This is a genomic window from Streptomyces sp. DSM 40750 (genome assembly GCF_024612035.1).
Classification (GTDB): domain Bacteria; phylum Actinomycetota; class Actinomycetes; order Streptomycetales; family Streptomycetaceae; genus Streptomyces.
In genome coordinates this window covers 8,498,744-8,522,313 of the sequence record NZ_CP102513.1, presented here as the reverse complement: position 1 = coordinate 8,522,313, position 23,570 = coordinate 8,498,744, and the positions used below count along the sequence as shown (strand labels likewise).

General features: G+C 68.6%; 16 protein-coding genes and 1 pseudogene. 6 read left to right on the top strand and 11 right to left on the bottom strand.

Annotation, left to right across the window (positions count from 1 at the left end):
* Positions 1-412: 412 nt before the first annotated feature.
* Complete coding sequence (locus JIX55_RS37770; protein ID WP_257567710.1) at positions 413-4,207, top strand: GH92 family glycosyl hydrolase; 3,795 nt, start codon at positions 413-415, stop codon at positions 4,205-4,207.
* A gap of 322 nt (positions 4,208-4,529) precedes the next feature.
* On the opposite strand, the gene JIX55_RS37765 is transcribed toward JIX55_RS37770, so the two are convergent.
* The 5 genes from JIX55_RS37765 to JIX55_RS37745 form a co-directional block, all read right to left on the bottom strand.
* A complete protein-coding gene (locus JIX55_RS37765; RefSeq protein ID WP_257567709.1) occupies positions 4,530-5,603 on the bottom strand; it encodes a lytic polysaccharide monooxygenase auxiliary activity family 9 protein in 1,074 nt (357 codons plus the stop codon).
* Positions 5,604-5,837: 234 nt separating this feature from the next.
* Positions 5,838-6,293, bottom strand: coding sequence for a hypothetical protein (locus tag JIX55_RS37760; protein ID WP_257567708.1), 456 nt, complete (start codon positions 6,291-6,293; stop codon positions 5,838-5,840).
* A gap of 45 nt (positions 6,294-6,338) precedes the next feature.
* The gene (locus tag JIX55_RS37755; protein ID WP_257567707.1) at positions 6,339-7,049 is read right to left on the bottom strand and encodes a hypothetical protein; all 711 of its coding nucleotides are present in this window, start codon (positions 7,047-7,049) and stop codon (positions 6,339-6,341) included.
* A 237-nt stretch (positions 7,050-7,286) separates the two neighbouring features.
* Positions 7,287-8,810, bottom strand: coding sequence for a sensor histidine kinase (locus JIX55_RS37750; RefSeq protein WP_257567706.1), 1,524 nt, complete (start codon positions 8,808-8,810; stop codon positions 7,287-7,289).
* Between the two features lie 52 nt (positions 8,811-8,862).
* Entirely contained in the window at positions 8,863-9,000 is a 138-nt protein-coding gene (locus JIX55_RS37745; protein ID WP_257567705.1) for a hypothetical protein, read from the bottom strand.
* Between the two features lie 296 nt (positions 9,001-9,296).
* Here JIX55_RS37745 and JIX55_RS37740 point away from each other — a divergent pair, with 296 nt between their 5' ends.
* Positions 9,297-12,983 (top strand): S8 family serine peptidase, encoded by a 3,687-nt coding sequence (locus tag JIX55_RS37740; protein WP_257567704.1) that lies wholly within the window; start codon positions 9,297-9,299, stop codon positions 12,981-12,983.
* A gap of 55 nt (positions 12,984-13,038) precedes the next feature.
* A complete protein-coding gene (locus tag JIX55_RS37735; protein WP_257567703.1) occupies positions 13,039-14,040 on the top strand; it encodes a LuxR C-terminal-related transcriptional regulator in 1,002 nt (333 codons plus the stop codon).
* Positions 14,041-14,152: 112 nt separating this feature from the next.
* Here the strand turns inward: JIX55_RS37735 and acnA are convergent, their stop codons facing one another.
* The 3 genes from acnA to JIX55_RS37720 form a co-directional block, all read right to left on the bottom strand.
* Positions 14,153-16,870, bottom strand: coding sequence for an aconitate hydratase AcnA (gene acnA / locus JIX55_RS37730; protein ID WP_306820071.1), 2,718 nt, complete (start codon positions 16,868-16,870; stop codon positions 14,153-14,155).
* 252 nt (positions 16,871-17,122) lie between these two features.
* Complete coding sequence (locus tag JIX55_RS37725) at positions 17,123-17,509, bottom strand: hypothetical protein (protein ID WP_257567701.1); 387 nt, start codon at positions 17,507-17,509, stop codon at positions 17,123-17,125.
* 149 nt (positions 17,510-17,658) lie between these two features.
* Complete coding sequence (locus JIX55_RS37720; protein WP_257567700.1) at positions 17,659-18,660, bottom strand: hypothetical protein; 1,002 nt, start codon at positions 18,658-18,660, stop codon at positions 17,659-17,661.
* Positions 18,661-19,072: 412 nt separating this feature from the next.
* Here JIX55_RS37720 and JIX55_RS37715 point away from each other — a divergent pair, with 412 nt between their 5' ends.
* The 3 genes from JIX55_RS37715 to JIX55_RS37705 all read left to right on the top strand — a co-directional run bounded on the left by JIX55_RS37715 (position 19,073) and on the right by JIX55_RS37705 (position 21,312).
* Positions 19,073-19,342: a hypothetical protein gene (locus JIX55_RS37715; RefSeq protein WP_257567699.1), complete on the top strand. Its 270-nt coding sequence runs from the start codon at positions 19,073-19,075 to the stop codon at positions 19,340-19,342.
* Between the two features lie 128 nt (positions 19,343-19,470).
* Positions 19,471-19,668, top strand: coding sequence for a DUF4236 domain-containing protein (locus JIX55_RS37710; protein WP_257567698.1), 198 nt, complete (start codon positions 19,471-19,473; stop codon positions 19,666-19,668).
* A gap of 114 nt (positions 19,669-19,782) precedes the next feature.
* Positions 19,783-21,312, top strand: coding sequence for a helix-turn-helix domain-containing protein (locus JIX55_RS37705; RefSeq protein WP_257567697.1), 1,530 nt, complete (start codon positions 19,783-19,785; stop codon positions 21,310-21,312).
* A gap of 711 nt (positions 21,313-22,023) precedes the next feature.
* Here the strand turns inward: JIX55_RS37705 and JIX55_RS37700 are convergent.
* From JIX55_RS37700 to JIX55_RS37690, 3 genes and pseudogenes are all read right to left on the bottom strand, one after another.
* A pseudogene (locus JIX55_RS37700) lies at positions 22,024-22,170 on the bottom strand (IS256 family transposase); the annotation flags it as partial.
* A 215-nt stretch (positions 22,171-22,385) separates the two neighbouring features.
* A complete protein-coding gene (locus tag JIX55_RS37695; protein ID WP_257567696.1) occupies positions 22,386-22,907 on the bottom strand; it encodes a hypothetical protein in 522 nt (173 codons plus the stop codon).
* A gap of 59 nt (positions 22,908-22,966) precedes the next feature.
* The gene (locus JIX55_RS37690) at positions 22,967-23,569 is read right to left on the bottom strand and encodes an SMI1/KNR4 family protein (protein WP_257567695.1); all 603 of its coding nucleotides are present in this window, start codon (positions 23,567-23,569) and stop codon (positions 22,967-22,969) included.
* Between the last annotated feature and the right edge of the window lies 1 nt (position 23,570).

Here is a 23,570-nt window from a genome sequence, read left to right as displayed (position 1 = left end):
AGGATTCAACAGGGGCAAGGCGGCGGTCGGCGCGCGGACACGTCCGCGACCACCGCTAATTCCCCCCAGGTAGTGCCTGTCAGCTGTGCGAACAGGCAGTGCCTGTCCGCAGGTGTGCGACCACTATGCGGACGCCGACAGGTATAGTCCACTTCCCGCCAGGGGGGCAAGATCGAATGCAAGGTTCGCCATCGGTCTTTTCCGAGTTGAGACCTCTCGGAAATATGAGCGCCCTTGCGCCACCTGACCGGAAAATCCCCGCCATTCGACCCCGATGGCCCACTCAACACCCTTGACATCACGCGCCACTTGAACCACTACTGGTCCCTGCGTTAGCGGTCGACAACGTTGTCCTCTTCCGATCACTTCTTGATCGGAAACGGTCTGCTGGACGTAGGGAGGGTGCTCGCTGATGCGGCACAGATGGGTTTCTCCGGCGGTACTCGGCGCCGCCGCGTTCGCTCTGGTGGTCGCCTCGCAGGGGGCGGCCGTCGCGTTACCGGACCGGCCGGCGGCCGGTGAGCGGGAGTTCAGCTCCTCGTTCGAACCGGACGACCCGGCTCCGGACTGGCTGAGCACGGTCGACACGGCACCGGACGGCTCTCCACGGACGTCCGGCGTCGACGGCGGCTACACCACCGGCATCCCCGGCAACATCACCGACCACGTCACCGACGTCCGAGCGAGCGGCGAGAACACCGGCGGCGGCGAGGTGAAGGAGAACCTCGTCGACGGCGAGCCCGGCACCAAGTGGCTCACCTTCCAGCCGACCGGCTGGGTCGAGTTCGACCTCGACAAGCCGGCCAAGGTGGTCACCTACGCGCTGACCTCGGCGAACGACTTCGAGACCCGCGACCCGAAGGACTGGACGCTCCAGGGGTCCTCCGACGGCAAGGAGTGGAAGGTCCTCGACACCCGCTCCGGCGAGAGCTTCGAGGAGCGGTTCCGGACGAAGTCGTACGACATCCCCGGCGACGCGGCCGAGTACCGGTACTTCCGGCTCGACATCACCAAGAACAACGGCGCCTCGATGATCACCCAGCTCGCCGATGTGCAGTTCTCGACGGGCGGAGGCCAGGACCCCGCGCCGAAGGACATGCTGTCGCTGGTCGACCGGGGCCCGAGCGGCTCGGCGACCGCCAAGGCGGGTGCGGGCTTCACCGGCAAGCGGGCCCTGCGGTACGCGGGCCGGCACACGGCGGACGGCCGAGCCCACTCGTACAACAAGGTCTTCGACGTGAACGTGGCCGTCGAGCGGGACACCGAGCTGGCGTACCGGATCTTCCCCTCGATGGCGGACGGCGATCTGGACTACGACGCCACGAACGTGTCGGTGGACCTGGTCTTCACCGACGGCACCTCGCTGAGCGAGCTGGGGGCCGCGGACCAGCACGGATTCCCGTTGTCGCCGCGCGGACAGGGCGCGGCGAAGGTCCTGTACGTCAACCAGTGGAACGACGTCGTCGCGCGGATCGGCTCGATCGCGGCCGGGCGGACCGTGGACCGGATCCTGGTGGCGTACGACTCCCCGAAGGGCCCGGCGAGATTCCGCGGCTGGCTCGACGACGTGACGCTGCGGGTGCGCGCGCCCGAGCGGCCGAAGGCCCACCTCTCCGACTACGCGGTGACCACCAGGGGAACCAATTCCAGCGGAGGTTTCTCCCGCGGCAACAATTTCCCGGCGACGGCGGTGCCCCACGGCTTCAACTTCTGGACGCCGGTGACCAACGCGGGCTCGCTGAGCTGGCTGTACGACTACGCGCGGGCCAACAACGCGGACAACCTGCCGACCATCCAGGCGTTCAGCGCGAGTCATGAGCCGAGCCCCTGGATGGGCGACCGGCAGACCTTCCAGGTGATGCCCTCGGCCGCCGCCGGCACCCCCGAACTGGGCCGTACGGCACGGGCGTTGGCCTTCCGGCACGAGAACGAGACGGCCCGGCCGTACTACTACGGGGTGCGCTTCGAGAACGGCGTCAAGGCCGAGATGGCCCCGACGGACCACGCGGCGGTGCTGCGCTTCACCTACCCCGGCGACGACGCGAGCGTCCTCTTCGACAACGTGACGGACCAGGCGGGGCTGACCCTGGACAAGGACACCGGGGTCGTGACGGGCTTCTCGGATGTGAAGTCCGGCCTGTCGACGGGCGCGACCCGCCTCTTCGTGTACGGGGTCTTCGACGCGCCGGTCACGGACGGCGACTCGACCGGTGTGCGGGGCCGTCTCCGCTTCGACGCGGGCACCGACCGCACGGTGACGCTCCGCCTGGCCACCTCCCTCATCAGCCTCGACCAGGCGAAGGACAACCTGCGCCAGGAGATCCCGGAAGGGACGTCCTTCGAGACCGTGAAGGACCGGGCCCGGGCCCAATGGGACCGCGTCCTGGGCAAGGTGGAGGTCGAAGGGGCCTCTCCCGACCAGCTCACGACGCTGTACTCGAACCTCTACCGGCTGTACCTGTACCCCAACTCCGGCTTCGAGAAGGTAGGTTCGAAGCACCAGTACGCCTCACCCTTCTCCCCCATGAGCGGCCCGGACACTCCGACCCACACGGGCGCGAAGATCGTCGACGGCAAGGTGTACGTCAACAACGGCTTCTGGGACACCTATCGGACGACCTGGCCCGCGTACTCGCTCCTCACACCCCGTCAAGCGGGTGAGATGGTCGACGGTTTCGTGCAGCAGTACAAGGACGGCGGCTGGACCTCCCGCTGGTCCTCCCCCGGCTACGCGGACCTGATGACGGGCACCTCGTCGGACGTGGCGTTCGCTGACGCATATGTGAAGGGCGTCGGCTTCGACGCGAAGACGGCGTACGAGGCGGCCGTCAAGAACGCCACGGTGGTCCCGCCGTCGGCGGGCGTCGGCCGCAAGGGCATGACCACCTCGCCCTTCCTCGGCTACACCAGCACCGACACCCATGAGGGCCTGTCCTGGGCGCTGGAGGGCTATCTCAACGACTACGGCATCGCGCGCATGGGCCAGGCCCTGTACCGGAAGACGGGTGAGAAGCGCTACCAGGAGGAGTCGGCGTACTTCCTCAACAGGGCCCAGAAATATGTAGAGTTGTTCGACAAGGACGCCGGGTTCTTCCAGGGCCGGGACAGCGACGGGGCCTGGCGGCTCGACTCCTCGAAGTACGACCCCCGCGTCTGGGGCCACGACTACACGGAGACCAACGGCTGGGGCTACGCCGTCTCCGCACCGCAGGACAGCAAGGGCCTCGCCAACCTGTACGGCGGTCGCGGCGGGCTGGCGGAGAAGCTGGACACCTACTTCGCCACCCCGGAGACGGCCTCGCCCGACTTCGTCGGCTCCTACGGCGGCGTCATCCACGAGATGACCGAGGCCCGTGACGTACGCATGGGCATGTACGGCCATTCCAACCAGGTCGCCCACCACGCGATCTACATGTACGACGCCGCCGGACAGCCCTGGAAGGCTCAGGAGAAGGTCCGCGAGGTGCTCTCCCGCCTCTACGTCGGCAGCGACATCGGGCAGGGCTACCACGGCGACGAGGACAACGGCGAACAGTCCGCCTGGTACCTCTTCTCCGCCCTCGGCTTCTATCCGCTGGTGATGGGCAGCGGCGAATACGCCATCGGCTCACCGCTGTTCACCAAGGCGACCATCCATCTGGAGAACGGCGAGGACCTGGTGGTCGAAGCGCCGAGGAACAGCGCGAAGAACGTGTACGTGCAGGGCCTGAAGGTCAACGGCAAGTCCTGGACGTCGACTTCACTGCCGCACTCCCTCATCTCCAGGGGCGGCGTCCTGAAGTTCGACATGGGCCCGAAGCCGTCCCGCTGGGGCACCGGCGAGCGCGCGGCCCCGGTGTCGATCACGAAGAGCGACAAGGTTCCGTCCCCACGCTCGGACACCATCGAGGGCGACGGCGAACTCTTCGACAACACGTCGTCGACGACGGCGTCCGTGACGACGGTGCCGCTCCCGACACCCGCCCCTGCCAAGGCGGTTCAGTACACGCTCACCTCGTCCGACCCCACCGAGGCACCGACCGGCTGGACCCTCCAGGCCTCCGCCGACGGCACCACCTGGAAGACCCTCGACAAGCGCTCCGGCGAACCCTTCACCTGGGACCGGCAGACACGGGCCTTCTCGGTCCCGGCGCCGAAGGCATACCGGCACCACCGGCTGGTCCTCGACGACACGGCGACGCTGGCGGAGGTGGAGCTACTGGCCTGACGCCAGGACGAAGACGTACGCCCCGGGCGTCGTCCGGCAGCCGAGCGCTCCTGATCGCGCGGCCGGCCGGCGACCGGTGGCGACGGCCTCTGTGACCCACCCGACCCCAACCGGCTTGACTTCGTTGGCCGTTGAAACGGTAGAGTCATGTCCAGACCACTCGACAACGTTGTCTTGCCGAGGGTCCCACCAGCCGCACTCACTCCGCGCCCGGTCTCCCCCGTACCGGCCGCGGCTCGCGGACCGGGTGGGCTCGCACCGCCTGCCCACCCGGTCCGCCCCGAGCACAGCGCCTGTCCGCGCCTGTCCGACGGACCGGTCCTCAGCCCACCCGGCAGGGCAGGGTCGTCGCGGGATCACCTCCCGACCCCTGCACCACATACCCGAACGTGGCGGTTTCCCCGGGATCCAACGCCCCGTTCCAGTCGGCGTTGTGCACCATCACGTCCTGTCCGGTGTAGGTCGCGCTGCCGCTCCAGAGGCTGTCGACCTTCTGCCCGGTCGGCAGCGTCCAGTTGACCATCCAGCCGAGCATCGGCACGTCGCCGGTGTTGGTGACGACGACCTCGGACTGGTAGCCGCCGGTCCAGCTGCCCGTCGTACGGCGGGTCGCGGCGCACTCGCCCGGTACCGGATCGGTGGGGTTGCCCGGCTCCTTGATGCCGGTCACCTCTCCGTTGCCGCCGTCGAAGACGATGTCGGAGCAGGAGTAGAAGGTCTCCTGGCTGTCGGAGCGCTGCCAGACCATGTAGATGAGGTGGCGGCCCGACTTGTTCGCGGGAAGCTGGCCCCGCCAGGAGTAGTTGGCCTCGACCGTGCCCGGGCTGCCGTTCAGCGGCGGGTGGTCGACGCTCAGGAACGGCTGCTCCTCCATGTCGTTCCAGGTGAGCGTCTTCGTCGGGTCGAAACCGTCCTTGGTGATGTAGACGTAGAACCAACCCGGGTGCGCCGCCCAGGCGTTGTACGAGAAGTCGACGGTCGCGCCGGAGGTGAGGTGGGTCAACGGCCAGTCGGCGCTCGGGGTGTTGAACCCGGTGAAGTTGGTGTTGCCGCCGCTGCACAGCTGGCCGTCCGGGACGAAGCCGCGGGTGCGGCCGGCGCCGTTCGAGCGGAGCACCGAGAACCAGTTGTAGAACGGGGTCGTGCCGCTCACCTGCTGTGCGGAGCGACAGGCCGGGTTGATCGGTTTGATCTCGCCGGTGTCGGTCAGCCCGTCCTGCCAGCACAGGAAGGTGCGGCTGCCGGGCTTCATCGGAGTGCCGTGTGCCTCCGCCTTGCCACTGCCGGCCGTGACGACCAGGCCGAGCGCCGGGATCGTGGTCACGAGGGCGAGCAGGACGAGAAGGATAGCTCGGTGGCGCCGGGGCAGCCTTAATCGTATTTTTGTCACGTGCATGACAAACACTCCTTGCGTGTACGGCTTGGAGGAACGTGCGCGTGCCCATGTGCATGTGTGCGGATGAGTGGTCGGGGGTGGGAGCCGGTCCGGGCGGCGGGTTCCGGTCCGCCGCCTTATGGGAGCGCTCCCACCCCCACCTACTTCGGAAGCTAGCGCGGAGCGCCGCGCTTGTAAACGGCTGACGCGCACCGACACGGGCGCGGTCCCGCGACTGCGTGCCTGCGCGATTGGTCAGGGGCGCTCGGCTCGACGCCGTACCGACGCGAGCAGACGGCGGGTGAGGAGCGCGTGGCTGCCTTTGCCGATGACGAGCAGCCGGTACAGGGTGCCGAACGGGCCGGGGAAGGCGGCACGGGACTCGGCCCGTAGGCGGACCCGGCCGGGGCCCGCGGGTTCGAGGCGGAAGGCGAACGCGTACGTCGAGAAGTGGTGTCGGCCCTGGAGGGTCAGCTCCTCGCCCGGGATCGCGGTCACCGCGCGGAAGCCGGGGAACGTCGAGCCCTCGGCCGGGGGCCGCGGCCCGGACACCGTACGGTCGGCGCAGCCCACGAGGCCCACGTAACGGCTTGCCCGGGGGCTTGAGAAGGCCGCGTCCAGGGCTTCACCGAGGGCCTGCCAGACGGTGTCGGGGGCCGCCGTGACGACGGTCGCGTGCTCGTCGACGTACGGCAGTGGGGCACGGCGCATCGGATCCTCCGTGAGTGGGTGAGGGCGGCCGTGGGCAGTCGGCTGTCAGGCGGGGTCCCTGTCGGACAGTTGCCCGCGCATGGCTTCCGCGGTGTCGACGACCTGTTGGAGTTGGCTCGCGGTGAGGCGGCGTACGTCCCAGATGAGTTCGGAGACGCCGGTGAGGGCCGGGTTCGGGGACGTGGAGGTGGCGGGCAGGGGGACGCCGGTCAGTGTCGCGAGGTCGGCGGCCGGGACGTCGAGCAGGGCGGCGAAATCGGCCAGGAGGTCGGGGGTCAGCGGCTTGCGGCCGTGACCCACTCCGCCGTAGGTGGCGGCGGACCAGTATCGGCCGGTGAGCACCAGAAACGTGCGGGCGGTGGCCGTCCAGCCGAGGTTCCGGTTCCGGATCATGCGCATGAGGAGTGCGCCGGGGCCCGGAGGGTACTGCTGGTGCCGCGGTGTTTCGGGGGGAGGCTGCGTGCGCTCCTCCTGTGGCAGGGACGCCACGAGTCGGCGCAGGGCGTTCCGTTGGTCCGGCGGCAGGGCGGCGGCGTCCCGAGCGAGGCGGGGAACATGCCGTCCGGCCGTATCGTCCAGCGGGGCGAGGTCTTCGGGGATGCCGGCGCCCGCGATCGCGAAGAGGTCCGCCGTGTGCAGACCGAGGACGGGTGCGAGCCGGCGAAGAAGAGGCGGGCTCGGTGCGGCACCGGCGAGGACGGCCCGGAGTTGGGACTCGGGGACGGGGGCTGGTTGGTACGAGGTCGGTTGGGACACGGCCGGTTGGGACGCGGCCGGTTGGGACGCGGCCGGTTGGCACGCATCCTGTCGGGACGACGTCTCTCGGGACGACATCTCTCGGGACGACGTCTGTCGGGACGACGTCTGTCGGGACAAGGTCGTCGTCGGATCCAGGCCCCTGCGGTCCAGCAGCCGCTTCAACAGCGGACCGAAGTCCTCTTCCCCCACCATCCCGCAAGGCTAGCCCGGTGTCCCGGAGGCCTCCTCCGGCGGTCACACCGAAAGCGACGGCACGGTGGGCGTCGACGGAACCGAAGGTGCCGAGACCGTGTCGATGTGCGGGAGTTCGATGGTGCCGGTCGGGGGGAGTTCGATGGTGAACTCGGTGTGGCCCGGCTCGCTGGTGACGTCGAGGCGGCCGCCGTGGGCGGAGACGATCGCGGCGGCGATGGCGAGGCCGAGGCCGGAGCCGCTCTCGTGGGGGTTGGCGCGGGCGCGGGAGGAGTCGGCGCGGGTGAAGCGTTCGAAGACGGAGGGGAGGAGGGCCGGCGGGATGCCGGGGCCGTCGTCGCGCACGCGGATCACACAGTGGTCGGCGGTGGTCTCGACGGACGCCGTGACCGTCGTGCCAACGGGCGTGTGCACACGCGCGTTGGCCAACAGGTTGGCCAACGCCTGGTGGAGGCGGGCCTCGTCGCCGGTGACCAGGGCCGGGGCGTCCAGGAGAAGGGCGAGCTGCCAGTTGTGGTCCTCGCCCGCCGCCCGCGCGTCCCACACCGCCTCCGCCACCAGGGCCGCGAGGTCCACCTCGGCGGACTCCAGCGGCCGGCCCTCGTCCAGTCGCGCGAGCAGCAGCAGGTCCTCCACCAGGCCCGTCATCCGCGCCGACTCGGCCGAGACGCGCCGCCACGCCAGTGTCGGTTCGATCCGGTCGGTGCCCCGGTTCATCAGTTCCGCGTAACCGGCGATGGAGGCCAGCGGCGTACGGAGTTCATGGCTGGCGTCGGCGAGGAAGCGGCGCATGCGTTCCTCGCTGCGTTGCCGCTGGGCGAGGGATGCCTCGACGTGGTCGATCATGCGGTTGAGGGCGGCGCCGACCTGGCCGGCCTCGCTGCCGGGGTCCGTGTCGCGGTCGGGCACCCGGGTCAGGCCGGTGACCTCACCCCGGTCCAGCGGGGAGCGGGAGACCTCGACAGCCGTCGCGGCGACCCGGCCGAGGGGGCGCAGCTGACGTCGGATCACGAACGCGCAGACGCAGGCCGCCACGGTGAGGCCGGCGGCGGCGACCACCGCCTCGACCAGCACCAGACCGCCGATCATGTCCTGCACGTCGTCCATCGGCAGGCCTGTCAGCACGTACAGCCCGTCGTCACTGAGGGCGGTGATCCGGTAGGTGCCGAGGCCGGGCACGCTCCGGGTGTGCGTCGAACCGTCGGGCGCGATGCCGCCGAGGGCGGCCCGCTGTTCGGCGCTGAGGGTCTCCGGGTCGCCGCTCGCCCCGATGACCTCGGCGGAGGTGATGTTCCCGTCGCCGTCGAGTCGCGCGGCGAGCGTGCCGACGGCCTGGCCCTGCTCCCGCGGGAACGCCAGATCGGTGTGGTCGCGGGGTCCGACGCTCACCCCGCCCAGACTGCGCTCGGCGGCGTTGGTGACGCGCTCGTCGAGGGCGCCGAGCAGTGCGGCGCGCTGCGCGACGACCGTGGCCAGCGTCATCGCGGCGCACACCGCCACCAGTGTGGCGGAGATGAAGAGGAGCAGGCGGGTGCGCAGTGACGTGCTCTTGAGCGGACCGTTCATCTTCCGTCCGCCCCCGCCCGGATCGCGTATCCGAGTCCCCGCACCGTGTGGATCACCGGTGCGCCCCGCCCTTGTCGATCTCGCGCTTGGCGGTCAGCCGGATCGGCGTACCGTCGCGGTGCACCTCGCGGGTCTCCTCGCTGAAGACGATGTTCGGTGAGCCCGGGTTCGTCGTCGACGACGGGGACACGGACTCGGCCGTTTCGGGTCGCGGAGGTTCCAGCCATGTCCTGATCCTGTCCCGGCCGGCTGGGGGAACCCTGTGTTCCGGCTGAGCCGGAGCCGTGCGACCTGGTCGATGGGCACGGACGGCGCTCCGTACGGGGACGTAGGGAAGCCGCCAACTGCCTTGACCGAAGAGGGCGTTGGCACGGAACGGCCACAGGAACCCCTTGAGCCTCTCTGCACGCGCCGCTCACTCTGATCACTGGCTTCCGCCCACCAGGCCGGAAGCGTTCGTCAGCGTTCAGGGGAGGACGCACACCCATGCGAAGACTCCACACTCTCGGGGCCGTGGCAGGAGCGGCCGGTCTGCTCGCGGCGGCGATCACGCCCGCGGCGGCCGGCCCCGGCACCGAGCCCGGTACCAGCACCAGCACCAGCACCAAGAAGACCGACATCGCGAGCGCATCCACCACGCAGACCGTCACCCTCATCACCGGCGACACCGTCTCGCTCACGGCCGGGCCGGACGGCAGGTACGCCGTCGATGTGCGGCGCGGTGCGGGCCGCGAGGCCGCCACGTTCCTGTCGAGCGAACGTGACGGCGAGGTCAGTGTCCTGCCCGCGGACGCCATCCCGCTGCTCCAGGCGGGCCGCCTCGACCCGGCTCTCTTCAACGTCACCCGGCTGGTGAAGCAGGGCTACACCGATGCCAGCACCGGCACCACCCCCGTGATCGCGACGTACGCGAAGGGCAGTGCGACCCCCGACGGCGCCCGCCGCACGCTCGCGCTGCCCGGGATCGACGGCGCGGCGCTGAGTGCCGAGAAGTCGACCGCGTTCTGGGCGGACATCGCTCCCGCGCTCGGCACCGAACCCGCCACGAAGGCCGCGCGGCGACTCGGCGGGGGCATCGACAAGATCTGGCTCGACGCCAAGGTGAAGGTGTCCCTGGAGACGAGCGTCCCGCAGATCGGCGCGCCCGAGGTGTGGCAGTCGGGCTACGACGGCAAGGGCGTCGAGGTCGCCGTCCTGGACACGGGCGTGGACACCGGTCACCCGGATCTCGCCGGGAAGATCACCGAGACGCAGAGCTTCGTCCCGGACCAGGCGGTGCGGGACGGTCATGGACACGGCACCCATGTGGCGTCCACGATCGTCGGCTCCGGCGCGGCCTCGGACGGCAGGCGCAAGGGAGTGGCGCCGGGCGCGGAGCTGCTGGTCGGCAAGGTGCTGAACAACGCGGGCCAGGGCCAGTCGTCGTGGATCATCGCGGGCATGGAGTGGGCGGCGCGCTCCGGGGCGAAGATCGTCTCGATGTCGCTGGGCGGCACGGCGTACGGCCCCTCCGACGTGCTCAGTGAGACCGTCGACGAGCTGTCCGCGTCCACCGGCAGCCTCTTCGTCATCGCGTCGGGCAACGCGGGCCCGGGCGAGCAGACCGTGGGCACCCCGGGCATCGCCGACTCGGCGCTCACCGTGGGCGCGGTGGACAAGTCGGACCGGCTGGCGTCCTTCTCCAGCCGCGGCCCGCGCCCCGGTGACTTCGCGGTCAAGCCGGAGATCACCGCGCCGGGCGTGGGCATCACCGCGGCCCGTGCCGCCGGCACCACCATGGGTACGCCGGTCGACGACAACTACACGACGGCGAACGGTACGTCGATGGCGACCCCGCATGTCGCGGGCGCCGCGGCGCTGGTCGCGCAGGCGCATCCGGACTGGACCGGTCAGCAGATCAAGGAAGCTCTGGCCGGCACGGCGAAGACGAACGCCGACAACTCGGTGTTCGAGCAGGGCAACGGGCGGGTCGACGCCGTGCGGGCCGTCGAGCAGAACGTCTTCGCGACCCCGACGCTGAGCTTCGGCAAGTTCGAGGACGGCGACACCGAGGTCGCCACCAAGGACATCACCTACACCAACACCACTGACAAAGCGGTGGAGTTGAAGATCTCGTCGTCACTCGCCGACGTCACGTTGGGCACCAGCACGCTGACCGTGCCCGCGCGGGGCACCGCCACGGTCCCGGCCGACGTCGACCCCGCGAAGCAGGACGAGGGCCGGTACGCGGGTCACATCACGGCGACCGCCGACGGCATCCAGGTCACCACGGGCGTCGGCTTCGAGAAGGCGCCGAAGACGTACGACCTCAAGGTCTCGCTCCTGGGCCGCGACGGCAAGCCGACCACCGTGGGGTCGCTCTACACGCTCATGGAGCTGAACGGCGCCTTCCCCGACGGGTACGGCTTCATCGGCTCCGGCTGGACCTGGCAGGTTCCGGCCGGCACCTACTCGATGGCGACCTGGATCGCGGACCGCGACGCGGGCGGGGTGGCCGTCGGCACCTCGGTCGTCGGCAACCCCGAGATCAAGGTCGACGGGGACACCGAGGTCGTCCTCGACGCCCGCAAGGCGGTGGAGATCAAGCCGAAGACGAAGGAGGACTCCGAGTTCCAGGGCTTCAGCACCAACTGGCACCGCGAGGGGCCGGGCAACGCCTGGGGGCTCACCTACAGCCAGGGCTTCTGGACCGACCATGTCTATGTGACGCCGACCGAGCAGGTCACCGAGGGCACCCTGGAGTTCTCCGCCAAGTTCCGGCTGTACGCGAAGGAGTTGACGGCGAGCGTCACCAGCCCGGAGAAGTCCGTGCTGTCCTCGCTCTACTACTCCCAGACGTACAACGACTTCCCGTTGAAGATCAGCGGTGACCACAAGGTGCGGGCGGTGGACGCGGGCGGCGGTACCGAGGCCGACTTCGCGGGGCTCGATGTCAAGGGCAAGGTGGCGGTGGTCGCGCTCGGTGCCACGGAGCGGGCACAGAGCGCTCTGGACAACGCGACCAAGGCCGGTGCGGGTTACCTCATCGCGTACCGCAAGACCCCCGGTTTCTGGATCGAGGCCGTGGACCGCGCGACCACCGTCCCGCTGATGATCGCCACCGGTGAGGAGGGCGCCAAGCTGACCGGCCTGCTGAAGACCGGCAAGAAGGTCACGCTGAAACTGGGCGGTACGCCGGTCAGTCCGTACGCCTACAACCTGCTCGCCGCGCAGAGCGGCGCCATCTCCGCGGACCAGACGTACCGCTTGGACCGTTCCAACACGGTGAAGCGGAAGGCCCGTTATTACGGAGCCACGGCCGGTGAGACCGGCGCGGACACCCTGTACACCTTCCGCCCCTGGCAGCTCTTCGGCATCGAGAACAGCGACTACCTGCAGCTGGGCACGGAACGCGACGAGTACTACTACGTCGACCCCGACACCCGTACCTGGCACGTCGTCTATCCGAACTGGAATACGCTCAGGGGCCAGTGGAGCCCGCTGAGGACCTTCAGCAAGCCGGGCACGGAGCCCACCGAGAGCTGGCTGCGCCAGGTCGTCCGCCCCGGAACCAGCGAGGAGTACGGCCTCTCCGAACGCACCGGCGACAAACTCACCCTCTCCGTGGCGGAGTTGAGCGACTCCACTCCGGGTCACTACGGCTACATCGACGGCACCGACAACACCGCGAAGGGCAAGCTCTACGCGGACGGGCAGCTGGTCGGAGAATCGACGATCGGCGGGTACGGCACCTTCGACGTGGCGGCGGACAAGGCCTCGTACCGCTTCGAGCTGGACGTGCAGCGCCGGGCGGCCTGGGCCAGGTACTCCACGAGCACGCACACCGAGTGGACCTTCGCCTCGGCGCGCACCGACACCGCGACGGCGCTGCCGCTGCTCACCGTCGGCATCGCCCCGAAGGGCCTCGACCTCCTCAACCGGGCCAGGAGCGGCCGGGATCTGGAGGTCGGGCTGCCGGTCGCGAACCAGCTGGGGAGCGTGAAGGCGAGCAGTCTGAAGGCCTGGGTGTCCTACGACGACGGCACGTCCTGGAAGGAAGTGAAGGTCAAGAACGGCAAGGCACGGTTCAAGCCGGCGAAGGGCGCCGAGTCGGTGTCGCTGCGGGTGCGGGCCGCCGACCGCGACGGCAACGGGATCGACCAGACCGTGTTGCGGGCGTTCGGCCTGAAGTAGGCGACACCCCCACCTGTCCCTCAGCATTAACAAAGATCGTCTACCGTGCCGGGACATGGTGAACACGGCACACGACACGGCAAGACCGACCCCTGCCGCGAGCCCCTGGTCCGCGGTGGGGGTCTCCGCCTTCGACGAGCTGGTGTACCAGGCGATGCTTCATCAGCCCGATGCCGACGCGGCCGGATGGGCGCTGCTGACCGGCGCCTCCCCGGCGCGGGTGCGCGAGTCCTGCGACCGGCTGCTCGCGCTCGGGTTTCTCCAACCGCCTGATTCCATGGGCGGGTTACGCGCGGTCGACCCACGGGTGGCGATCCGCGCGCTGATCCGGCGGCGCGAGACGGAGTCCGAACTGCTCGCCGCCACCGCCGAGGAGATGGCGACCGCGTACGAGGCGGGGCTGCTGCGCGAGGAGCCCTCCCGGCTGGTCGAGGTGGTTTCCGGGGAGGGCGCCAACGCGGCACGCCTGGAAGAGCTGTACGCGCACGCCGAGCACGAGGTGTGCGTCTTCGACACGCCTCCCTATCTCGCCCCCCGCACCCCGCAGCTGGACCTCCAGGCCGATCTGCTCAGCCGCGGCATCGTGTATCGCACGGTCTACGCGGCGACCGCCCTGGAGGACCCGGACGTCCTGTCCCACGCCTGGAAGATGGTGGAACTCGGCGAGGAGGCCCGGGTGTTGCCGTCGGTGCCGGTCAAGTTGCTGGTGGTCGACGGACGTCGGGCGATGCTCCCGCTGACCGCCACCCCGGCGGGCGGCTACTGCGCCGCCGTCGTACGGCACTCGGCGGTGACCGAGGCTCTGCAGAAGCTCTTCGACCTGGCCTGGCAGCAGGCGACTCCGCTCGGCCGGCCCACCGAGGACGCCGAACTCTCCGAGGGCGAGCGGGCGTTGACCCGGCTGCTGGCGGCCGGGATGAAGGACGAGGCGGTGGCCCGCCACCTGGGCGTGAGTCTGCGGACCCTGCGCCGCCGGGTGAGTGACCTCCAGGAGCGGCTGGGGGCGGCGAGCCGCTTCCAGTTGGGGGCACGGGCAGCGCAGCGCGGCTGGTTGTAGCGCTCCTCTCCCGGATCGGCCGTAGGGGAAGGGCCGTCGAGGACGGCGAAGGGCCGCACCCCCGTCTCCGGGGATGCGGCCCTCAATCACCCTGCCGTACCGCTCAGTCGCGTCAGCCGCGGATCAGGTTGCGCAGCACGTACTGCATGATGCCGCCGTTGCGGTAGTAGTCGGCCTCACCGGGGGTGTCGATGCGGACGACCGCGTCGAACTCGACGCCGCTGTCGGTGGTGACCTTGACCGTGCGCGGGGTGGTGCCGTCGTTGAGCTCGGTGACGCCCGTGATGGAGAAGGTCTCCTCGCCGGTCAGACCGAGGGACTGGGCCGAGGCGCCCTCGGGGAACTGGAGCGGGAGGACGCCCATGCCGATGAGGTTCGAGCGGTGGATGCGCTCGTACGACTCGGCGATGACGGCCTTGACGCCGAGGAGGGCCGTGCCCTTGGCCGCCCAGTCACGGGACGAGCCGGAGCCGTACTCCTTGCCGGCCAGGATGACCAGCGGGATGCCCTGCTCGATGTAGTTGCGCGAGGCGTCGTAGATGAACGACACCGGACCGCCGTCCTGGGTGAAGTCGCGGGTGTAGCCGCCCTCGGTGCCCGGCGCGATCTGGTTGCGCAGGCGGATGTTGGCGAACGTACCGCGGATCATGACCTCGTGGTTGCCGCGGCGCGAGCCGTAGCTGTTGAAGTCACGACGCTCGACACCGTGCTCCGTGAGGTACTTGCCTCCGGGGGTGTCGGCCTTGATCGCGCCGGCCGGGGAGATGTGGTCGGTGGTGACCGAGTCGCCCAGCTTGGCCAGGACGCGGGCGTCGGCGATGTCCGAGACCGGGGTGGTCTCCATCGTCATGCCCTCGAAGTACGGGGGCTTGCGGACGTACGTCGACTGCGGGTCCCACTCGAAGGTGTTGCCCTCGGGGATCGGCAGGGCCTGCCACTGGGCGTCGCCCGCGAAGACGTCCTGGTAGGACTTGTTGAACATGTCCTCGCCGATGGCGTTCGCCACGACGTCGTTGACCTCGGCCTCGGAGGGCCAGATGTCCTCGAGGTAGACCGGCTTGCCGTCCTGGTCCGTGCCGAGCGCGTCCTTGGTGATGTCCACCTTCATGGAGCCCGCGATGGCGTACGCGACGACCAGCGGCGGGGAGGCCAGGTAGTTCATCTTGACGTCGGGGTTGATACGGCCCTCGAAGTTCCGGTTGCCGGAGAGGACCGAGGTGACCGCGAGGTCGTGGTCGTTGACGGCCTTGGAGACCTCCTCCGGCAGCGGGCCGGAGTTGCCGATGCAGGTGGTGCAGCCGTAGCCGACGAGGTTGAAGCCGACCTTGTCGAGGTACGGGGTCAGGCCCGCCTTGTCGAAGTAGTCGGTGACGACCTTGGAGCCCGGGGCGAGGGTGGTCTTGACCCACGGCTTGCGGGTCAGGCCCTTCTCGACCGCCTTCTTGGCCACCAGCGCGGCGGCGACCATGACGTACGGGTTCGAGGTGTTGGTGCAGGAGGTGATGGCCGCGACCGTCACCGCACCGTGGTCGATCTCGTACGTCGAGCCGTCGGCGGCGGTCACGGTGACCGGGTTGGACGGGGCGCCGTTGGGGGCGACGGCCGGGGAGTCGGAGGCCGGGAAGGACTCCTGGCCCGCCTCGTCGACGCTGTCGACGTAGTTGCGTACGTCCGTCTTGAACTGCTCGGCGGCGTTCGCGAGGACGATACGGTCCTGCGGACGCTTCGGGCCGGCGATCGACGGGACGACCGTGGCGAGGTCGAGCTCCAGCTTCTCGGAGAAGTCGGGCTCGGCGGCCGGGTCGAGCCAGAGGCCCTGCTGCTTGGCGTACGCCTCGACGAGCGCGAGCTGCTGCTCGGAGCGGCCCGTCAGCTTCAGGTACTTGATGGTCTCGCCGTCGATCGGGAAGATCGCCGCGGTCGAGCCGAACTCCGGCGACATGTTGCCGATGGTGGCGCGGTTGGCGAGCGAGGTGGCGGCCACGCCCTCGCCGTAGAACTCGACGAACTTGCCGACGACACCGTGCTTGCGAAGCATCTCGGTGATGGTCAGCACGAGGTCGGTGGCGGTGGTGCCGGGGGTCAGCTCACCGGTGAGCTTGAAGCCGACGACGCGCGGGATGAGCATGGAGACCGGCTGGCCGAGCATCGCGGCCTCGGCCTCGATGCCGCCGACGCCCCAGCCCAGCACACCGAGGCCGTTGACCATGGTGGTGTGCGAGTCGGTGCCGACGAGGGTGTCGGGGTACGCCTGGCCGTTACGCACCATGATGGTCCGAGCGAGGTGCTCGATGTTCACCTGGTGGACGATGCCGGTGCCGGGGGGTACGACCTTGAAGTCGTCGAAGGCGGTCTGGCCCCAGCGCAGGAACTGGTAGCGCTCCTTGTTGCGGCCGTACTCCAGCTCGACGTTCTGCGCGAAGGCGTCGTTGGTGCCGAACTTGTCGGCGATGACGGAGTGGTCGATGACCAGCTCGGCCGGGGAGAGCGGGTTGACCTTCGCCGGGTCGCCGCCGAGCTCCTTGACGGCCTCACGCATGGTGGCGAGGTCCACGACGCAGGGCACACCCGTGAAGTCCTGCATGATCACGCGGGCCGGCGTGAACTGGATCTCCTGGTTGGGCTGGGCCTGCGAGTCCCAGCCGCCGAGGGCACGGATGTGGTCGGCGGTGATGTTCGCGCCGTCCTCCGTGCGGAGCAGGTTCTCCAGCAGGACCTTGAGGCTGTAGGGCAGGCGAGCCGAGCCCTCCACCTTGTCCAGCCGGAAGATCTCGTACGACTCGTCGCCCACCTGCAGTGTGCTGCGGGCGTCGAAGCTGTTCGCCGACACGACAGTCTCCTTCATTCCATGTGCGCGTACCACCGCATCCTGCCGCCATGCCCTCTTGGCCGATCCGCTAAGGTAAGGCTAAGTTAGGTACCCCTTACCGGGGTGGGGGCCGCAGTGCGCCTCGGCAGATATCTCGATGTCGAGATAACACTAGTACATGGGCGCGGGCTGGTCATGCCCGGGCGGATGTGGCGTGCGCCAATCTCGGCGGATGGATCGCGCAGGCGGGCCGCGAACAGACCGGCGCAGGAATCAGACCGCGCGGCGCGGCCCCAGGCCGTGTCGCGCGGAATCGTCCGTCCGTCCGTCGGCGAGCACGGGCCGTTCCGGGCCACCCCGGACCTTCTCCCAGGTGCGACAGACGGCGATCACGGTGTCGTACACGACAACCAGGGCGGTGAGACCGAACGCCATGGCACTGTCCTCACGCGGCAGGAGGTCGGCGAAGTAGGTGGTCGCCGTCACGGCCACGGCAGGCAGCGCGAAAGATCCGACGGGGCGGCGTACGGCGGCGATGCGAGCGCGCCACCGACTACGGACCTGCGCCGGTGGGAAAGGGCTCCAGTCGTGCGCCTGCTGCGGCGGCGCCACGTCCGCACCGACTGCCGCCAGGTGCGGGTCCTGAGATGGTTCGTTCACGAGTCGCCCTTCCGCTCTCCGCACATGGCGTGCCGGTTTCATGACGTGCCGGTTTCATGACGTGCCGGCTGAAGACCTGCGCCGGCAGGCGGCTTTGCCTCCAGCCGAAGGGGCCCCGGACTCCCCGAGCGGGAACCGGGACCCCGGAACTACTGCCTCCGCGGCGCACCCGAGTGGTCGTCACCGTCCTGAACGGGGTCGCCGAGGAGCGCCGCGACCCGCTGGGCGGTGAACTCGTCACGGGCGATGACGACCCCGGGGAGCCTCGGCTCCCCGTCCCGTATTGCCTGGTGGAGCAGCTTGCTCGCCTCCCAGGGGATCATCGGCGCCCCCTTGGAGTCGTACAGCCGGACCGCGAGCCCGTGTGCGGCCGCGACCAGCAGGATGGCGCTGTCCAGGACGTCGCCCGACGGATGGATGGCAGCCGGAACGCTGTGGTTGAGGACGGCCTGGATGATCGCGGAGGTCGTCTCCTCCTGGAAGTCGATGTGGGGGTACTCCTTCGCCAGCCGGTCGGCACGGGACACCAGCGACCAGGGGAAGACGAGATGCCCCGGCCCGGGAGTGGCGGTGGGCGTGTCCTCGGTCAGCAACTCCCACTCCCCCGCGGCCGACACGCGGTACGCCGACGTGCAGTCGGCGGTGAGGGCGGACTCCAGGGTCACCGTCGCGGCGGCCATCGGCGGCTTCGGCAGCCACACCAGCACCGAGAGCGAGGCCGCACGCGGGTCACCGCGAACCAGGAGCGCCTCCAAAGAGCCGGTCTCCGATATGGACACGGTGGGGCGCCCCTGCCGGATGTGACTGCGAAAGAGCTCCCTCCGCTCCTCCCGGCTGCCCTCCGCGCCGATCAGCGAGAACGAAACGCCCATCTCCTCGCCGAGACCGCCGAGAGCCGCTTCCGCGACACGGAACAGTCGCTCGCGGAAGGCGGCGATCCGCTCCTCCCAGGACTGCTCCCGGGCCGGAACACCTGCGGGCGGGTGCGCCCCCGGGTCGAATTCGTACGGATCCCGCAGCGCGCGTACGGCTTCGGGGGCGTCATACCCAGGAAGTCGCGTGTGGGCGTGGTCGACGTCCACGGGCCGACGGATCGCGTACAGGCTGTTCCGCTGTTCGGTGCACAGCGCTTCGGCAACGACGGTCGCCACGTGAACGGAGCCGGGGGGCTGCTGGTGGCCGCTGGTGCCAGGCCGAATCATCTGAGGTCCAACTCCCTCTGTGATCAAGGGTGGTGACTGAGGTCCCCCGCGCTTGTGCGCCCTCCCGGCGCAGCGTACCCCGTGTGGGTGTCTTGTCGCACACATGACGCATACGTCAGCACTTCGTGAAGTTTTAAGCACCTAGGGGCAGTTGGAACTGCACGGTGCATCTGCACGTGAATCCCGAAGGAACTTCTGAGCTACAGAACTTCTGGAAGCCATGAAGTGCCATGTACCCTGGCCGAGTTGAGCGAACTGTGCCTCATGGCCGTATTACAACTCAGTACATACCGGGGAGGCGTGCCCGCCCTCTCGTCCTCCTGAGGTCCGGCACGTCCGACGCCCCACTGAAGGGATTCACGTGTCGAATGAACGGAACAGCAGCCACACCGAAGCCAAGGAGCGCCAAGTCGTCGTCTCCGTCAGGTTCCCGGCCCAGTTGCTGCAGCGTATCCACGCGGTGGCCGCCGTCGAGGAGACCACAGCCAACGCCGTGATCCGCGAGGGCATGGACCACTACATACGCGAGCGGGTACGCACGGACACCTTCCAGGAAGCCAGCCGCGCCTACGTGGAGCGCGCCCAAGCCCATGTCGCCACAGCCCTGATGGATCCGCCCGAGCAGGAATAAGGGTGCGAACACAGGGAGGTGGAGGCTCGCAGGGGACCGGGTCTCCACCCCGCCGACGGGCCACCGAGGCCCAACCGGCATGCCAACCGGCAAGAGGGATACCCGTCGCACGGCGAAAGGAGGCACATATGCCGCTCACGTTCCGCAAGAGCTTCCGCATCCTGCCGGGTGTGCGACTGAACATCAACAAGCGTTCATGGTCCATCACCACCGGCGGCCACAGCGGCCCGCGGCACACGCGCAGCAGCACGGGACGCCGTACGACATCGATGGATCTGCCCGGACCCTTCGGCTGGCGCCGCACACGTAACGCCCGGCGTCACTGAGCTTCACCGGTGGCCCACCGGCCGACCGACAGCCCGCCACCCGAACGGACCTTCGCAGCACCCCAATGGACCACCCAAGAGGCACCATCTCATATCTGAGATAACCTCGACCCCATGGCAGACGACTACCTCGTACGCATCGGCAAGCTCATCCGTGACGCAAGACAGCACCGTGGCTGGACACAGTCGCAGTTGGCGGAAGCTCTCGGTACCAGTCAGAGCGCGGTCAATCGCATCGAGCGCGGCAATCAAAACATCAGTCTTGAGATGATCGCTCGAATCGGTGAAGCCCTCGACAGTGAGATCGTCTCGCTGGGGTATGCGGGCCCGATGCATCTGCGGGTGGTCGGCGGGCGTCGGCTCTCCGGCTCGATCGACGTGAAGACCAGCAAGAACGCGTGTGTCGCGCTGCTGTGCGCCACCTTGTTGAACAAGGGGCGCACAGTGCTGCGCCGGGTGGCCCGGATCGAGGAGGTGTACCGCCTTCTGGAGGTGCTCGGCTCCATCGGCGTACGCACCCGGTGGATCAACGGCGGTGTCGACCTGGAGATCGTGCCGCCGGCCGAGCTGGAGCTGGCGGCGATCGACGCGGCGGCGGCCCGCCGCACCCGCTCGATCATCCTGTTCCTCGGTCCGCTGCTGCACCGCATGGACCACTTCAAGCTGCCGTACGCGGGCGGCTGCGACCTCGGGACACGGACGATCGAGCCGCACATGATCGCGCTGCGCCGGTTCGGCCTCGACATCACGGCCACCGAGGGGCTGTACCACGCCGAGGTGGACCGGTCCGTCACCCCCGGCCGGCCGATCGTGCTGACCGAGCGCGGCGACACGGTGACCGAGAACGCGCTGCTCGCCGCCGCCCGCCACAACGGCGTGACCGTCATCCGCAACGCCTCGTCCAACTACATGGTCCAGGACCTCTGCTTCTTCCTGGAGGCCCTCGGCGTACGGGTGGAGGGCATCGGCACCACCACGCTCACCGTGCACGGTGTGCCGCACATCGACGTGGACGTCGACTACTCGCCCTCCGAGGACCCGGTCGAGGCGATGAGCCTGCTCGCCGCCGCGGTCGTCACGGAGTCCGAACTGACCGTGCGCCGGGTGCCGATCGAGTTCCTGGAGATCGAGCTGGCGGTCCTGGAGGAGATGGGTCTCGACCACGACCGCTCTCCGGAGTACTTCGCCGACAACGGCCGTACGCGCCTGGTGGACCTCACCGTCCGGCCCTCCAAGCTCCAGGCGCCGATCGACAAGATCCACCCCATGCCGTTCCCCGGCCTGAACATCGACAACGTCCCGTTCTTCGCGGCCATCGCCGCCGCCGCGCAGGGCCAGACCCTCATCCACGACTGGGTCTACGACAACCGCGCGATCTATCTCACCGACCTCAACCGCCTCGGCGGCCGCCTCCAACTCCTCGACCCGCACCGCGTCCTCGTCGAGGGCCCCACCCGCTGGCGCGCCGCCGAGATGATGTGCCCGCCCGCCCTCCGCCCCGCCGTCGTCGTCCTCCTCGCGATGATGGCCGCCGACGGCACATCCGTCCTGCGCAACGTCTACGTCATCAACCGCGGCTACGAGGACCTCGCGGAACGCCTGAACACGGTGGGTGCGCAGATCGAGATCTTCCGGGACATCTGATCGGCGCGGTGTCGTGCCCCCTTGGAGGCAAAGGGCACGACACCTCAACATGCCAGTTGACCTGCCGATACCCACCTTCACGATCCTCCATTGATCATTGTTGTTTTTCAGCACCTTGTGCAACACACGTGCAAGATGATCTTGAACGGCTGACGAGGCGTCAGAGATGTCTGGGTAACCGTCAGCCTTCACGGAGGGTTGTCGCCGAAGTGGCCTCGCAGCGTGCGATGTCGGTCGTGTCGCGCCGACCGCGTCTGGTCGACCATCGGCACCCACGTCGAAGACGCCGCAGGCCACCCCGGGTAACCATCACGGTGCTGAGGCGGCGACCCTTGCCGATTTCGTAATGCCCTTCGGCCGTCGGCCTGGAGCCACCAGCTGGGTGGGTGTTGCTCGCACTGGCTCCCGCACCGCCGCGAGTACCGTGAATCGACTCACGCAGCAGCCCTCCGACGCCCCCCGGTCCGAGACGGCCATACCAGGGGAGCAGATCCGGAAAGCGTCAATGTTTTGCGTCTCAGGTTTCGGCCGGTGACCCTCGGGATCCTTGGCTGGGGTGCCGTCCGTCGTACAGGGCCAGCTGGAGCACGAGTCGCGATCCGGCTCGGTTCGACAAACATGACGAAGGCATCGGCCACACCGAAAACCGGGCTGGCCAGGAACGGGAGGTACGGGCCCGTGTAGCGAACGGTGGAACTGGGTCGGCTTTCTTCAGCGGCGTCCGGCGGTGATCCGGCCGTCGAAGGTTATTTCGAAAGCTTTGAGTGCGGCTGCCCAGCGCAGCGTCCAACGCTTGCGTCCGGTGCCGGTCGGGTCCAAGCTCATGACGGCCAGGTAGACGCACTTGAGGGCGGCCTTGTAGTCGTCGGGCAGTTGAACACCCAACCCCTTCTCCAGGTCCTCCCAGGCCGGGGCCGGAGAGGGGACCGCGCTCCTCGCCGGCCCCAGCATTCCGGTCACGGAGTCGGTGACATCACGCGGCATCGTCATCCTCAAAGATCACTGCTGACAGTAAGGAGACAAGGGGCGGCCACCGACGAGACATCCACCCCCCTTCCGGTCTCGCAAAACTGTCACACCAGAGGGCTGTCCGGCATGGACTGCCACTGCAGGTCCGTCACCGGCCACCCGCGGGGAAATCGGCTCTCCTCCACAAGCAATCGAAGAAACCCCGTAACGCCACCCTCGACCCACATGAATTCGGGGCATTGACGAAACGCTACGGCAATGTCCCACTGATCGGGTCCTGCCCCTGGAACGAGCAGGCAGACATCCCCATTCCAATCGTGATACGCCCACGGAACAACGCGGTCCCAGGATTCACGGATTTCCGTTGGAATGTTGCGGACATTTTCGTACGCTGCGTGAAAATCCCTCTGCTCCTCCTGCATGAACTTCAGCAGGGGATCCACCCCCTCGGGGTGCGGAACGAAGAGGTGCTTCCACAGGATGCCGTCTCCGTAGCCGTCCACGAGCGCCTTATAGTCGACTGGGAGTTTCCGTCCGATCCAGTCCTCGACGAGGCGCCACGAGCCCGGCGGGGCCAGCCGAAACCGCTCCCGTTGCCCCAGCAACAACTCCAGGGAATCAGGCATCACGGTATCTTCCTATAGATTTCTGCGAGTAGACGGGATCATCCCCACCGCATTATTGATCACATTCCACGATCAGGCCCATACCGCCTATCAGGACGCTCACCCGGTGTCATGGGCAGGTCCTGCAGGGCCACGGGGCCTGGATAGAAGGCGCTGCTGTTCGGGCCTGTCACGTCTTCGCCGATGAGCCAGCGGTACAGCCACTCGCTGAAGGTCATGGAGTATTCGAAGAACTCGCCTTCGTTTTCCACGAACAGCACTCCACCCTCGAACCCTCCTCCGGGTGCGAAGAAAATAGTATCCCCACGATCGGTAGTGGCGATCGGAATCAATCCGCCCGCAGTACCGAAGATCAACTCTTCGATACCAAGCGAAGCCCGCGGATCCCCCTCGGGTTCCACCGAGTCCCAGTCGATCTCCGACCAGGACTCGGCCGTGCTCCGAATCCAGTTGCCCAGATTCCAGCGCTCGGTGGCCGGATGAGAAAGATAGAGATGGCGATTCAGATGGAGAGGAGCAAAGGCATCCACGATCTCCTTGTAATCCGCCGGAAGATCCGTACCCAGTTCATTCTCCAGTTTGCGCCAGGCATCGGGATCCCGGTAACGCATCGGCGGATCACCGAGCATATCCAGCACCCGTCCGAGATAGCCCTCCGGCATC

Coding starts and splice junctions, on each gene's coding strand:
- JIX55_RS37770 (WP_257567710.1), top strand. CDS start 413: ATGCGGCACAGATGGGTTTCTCCGGCGGTACTCGGCGCCGCCGCGTTC.
- JIX55_RS37765 (WP_257567709.1), bottom strand. CDS start 5,603: ATGCACGTGACAAAAATACGATTAAGGCTGCCCCGGCGCCACCGAGCT.
- JIX55_RS37760 (WP_257567708.1), bottom strand. CDS start 6,293: ATGCGCCGTGCCCCACTGCCGTACGTCGACGAGCACGCGACCGTCGTC.
- JIX55_RS37750 (WP_257567706.1), bottom strand. CDS start 8,810: ATGAACGGTCCGCTCAAGAGCACGTCACTGCGCACCCGCCTGCTCCTC.
- JIX55_RS37740 (WP_257567704.1), top strand. CDS start 9,297: ATGCGAAGACTCCACACTCTCGGGGCCGTGGCAGGAGCGGCCGGTCTG.
- JIX55_RS37735 (WP_257567703.1), top strand. CDS start 13,039: ATGGTGAACACGGCACACGACACGGCAAGACCGACCCCTGCCGCGAGC.
- JIX55_RS37710 (WP_257567698.1), top strand. CDS start 19,471: ATGCCGCTCACGTTCCGCAAGAGCTTCCGCATCCTGCCGGGTGTGCGA.
- JIX55_RS37705 (WP_257567697.1), top strand. CDS start 19,783: ATGGCAGACGACTACCTCGTACGCATCGGCAAGCTCATCCGTGACGCA.
- JIX55_RS37695 (WP_257567696.1), bottom strand. CDS start 22,907: ATGCCTGATTCCCTGGAGTTGTTGCTGGGGCAACGGGAGCGGTTTCGG.
- JIX55_RS37690 (WP_257567695.1), bottom strand. CDS start 23,569: ATGCCGGAGGGCTATCTCGGACGGGTGCTGGATATGCTCGGTGATCCG.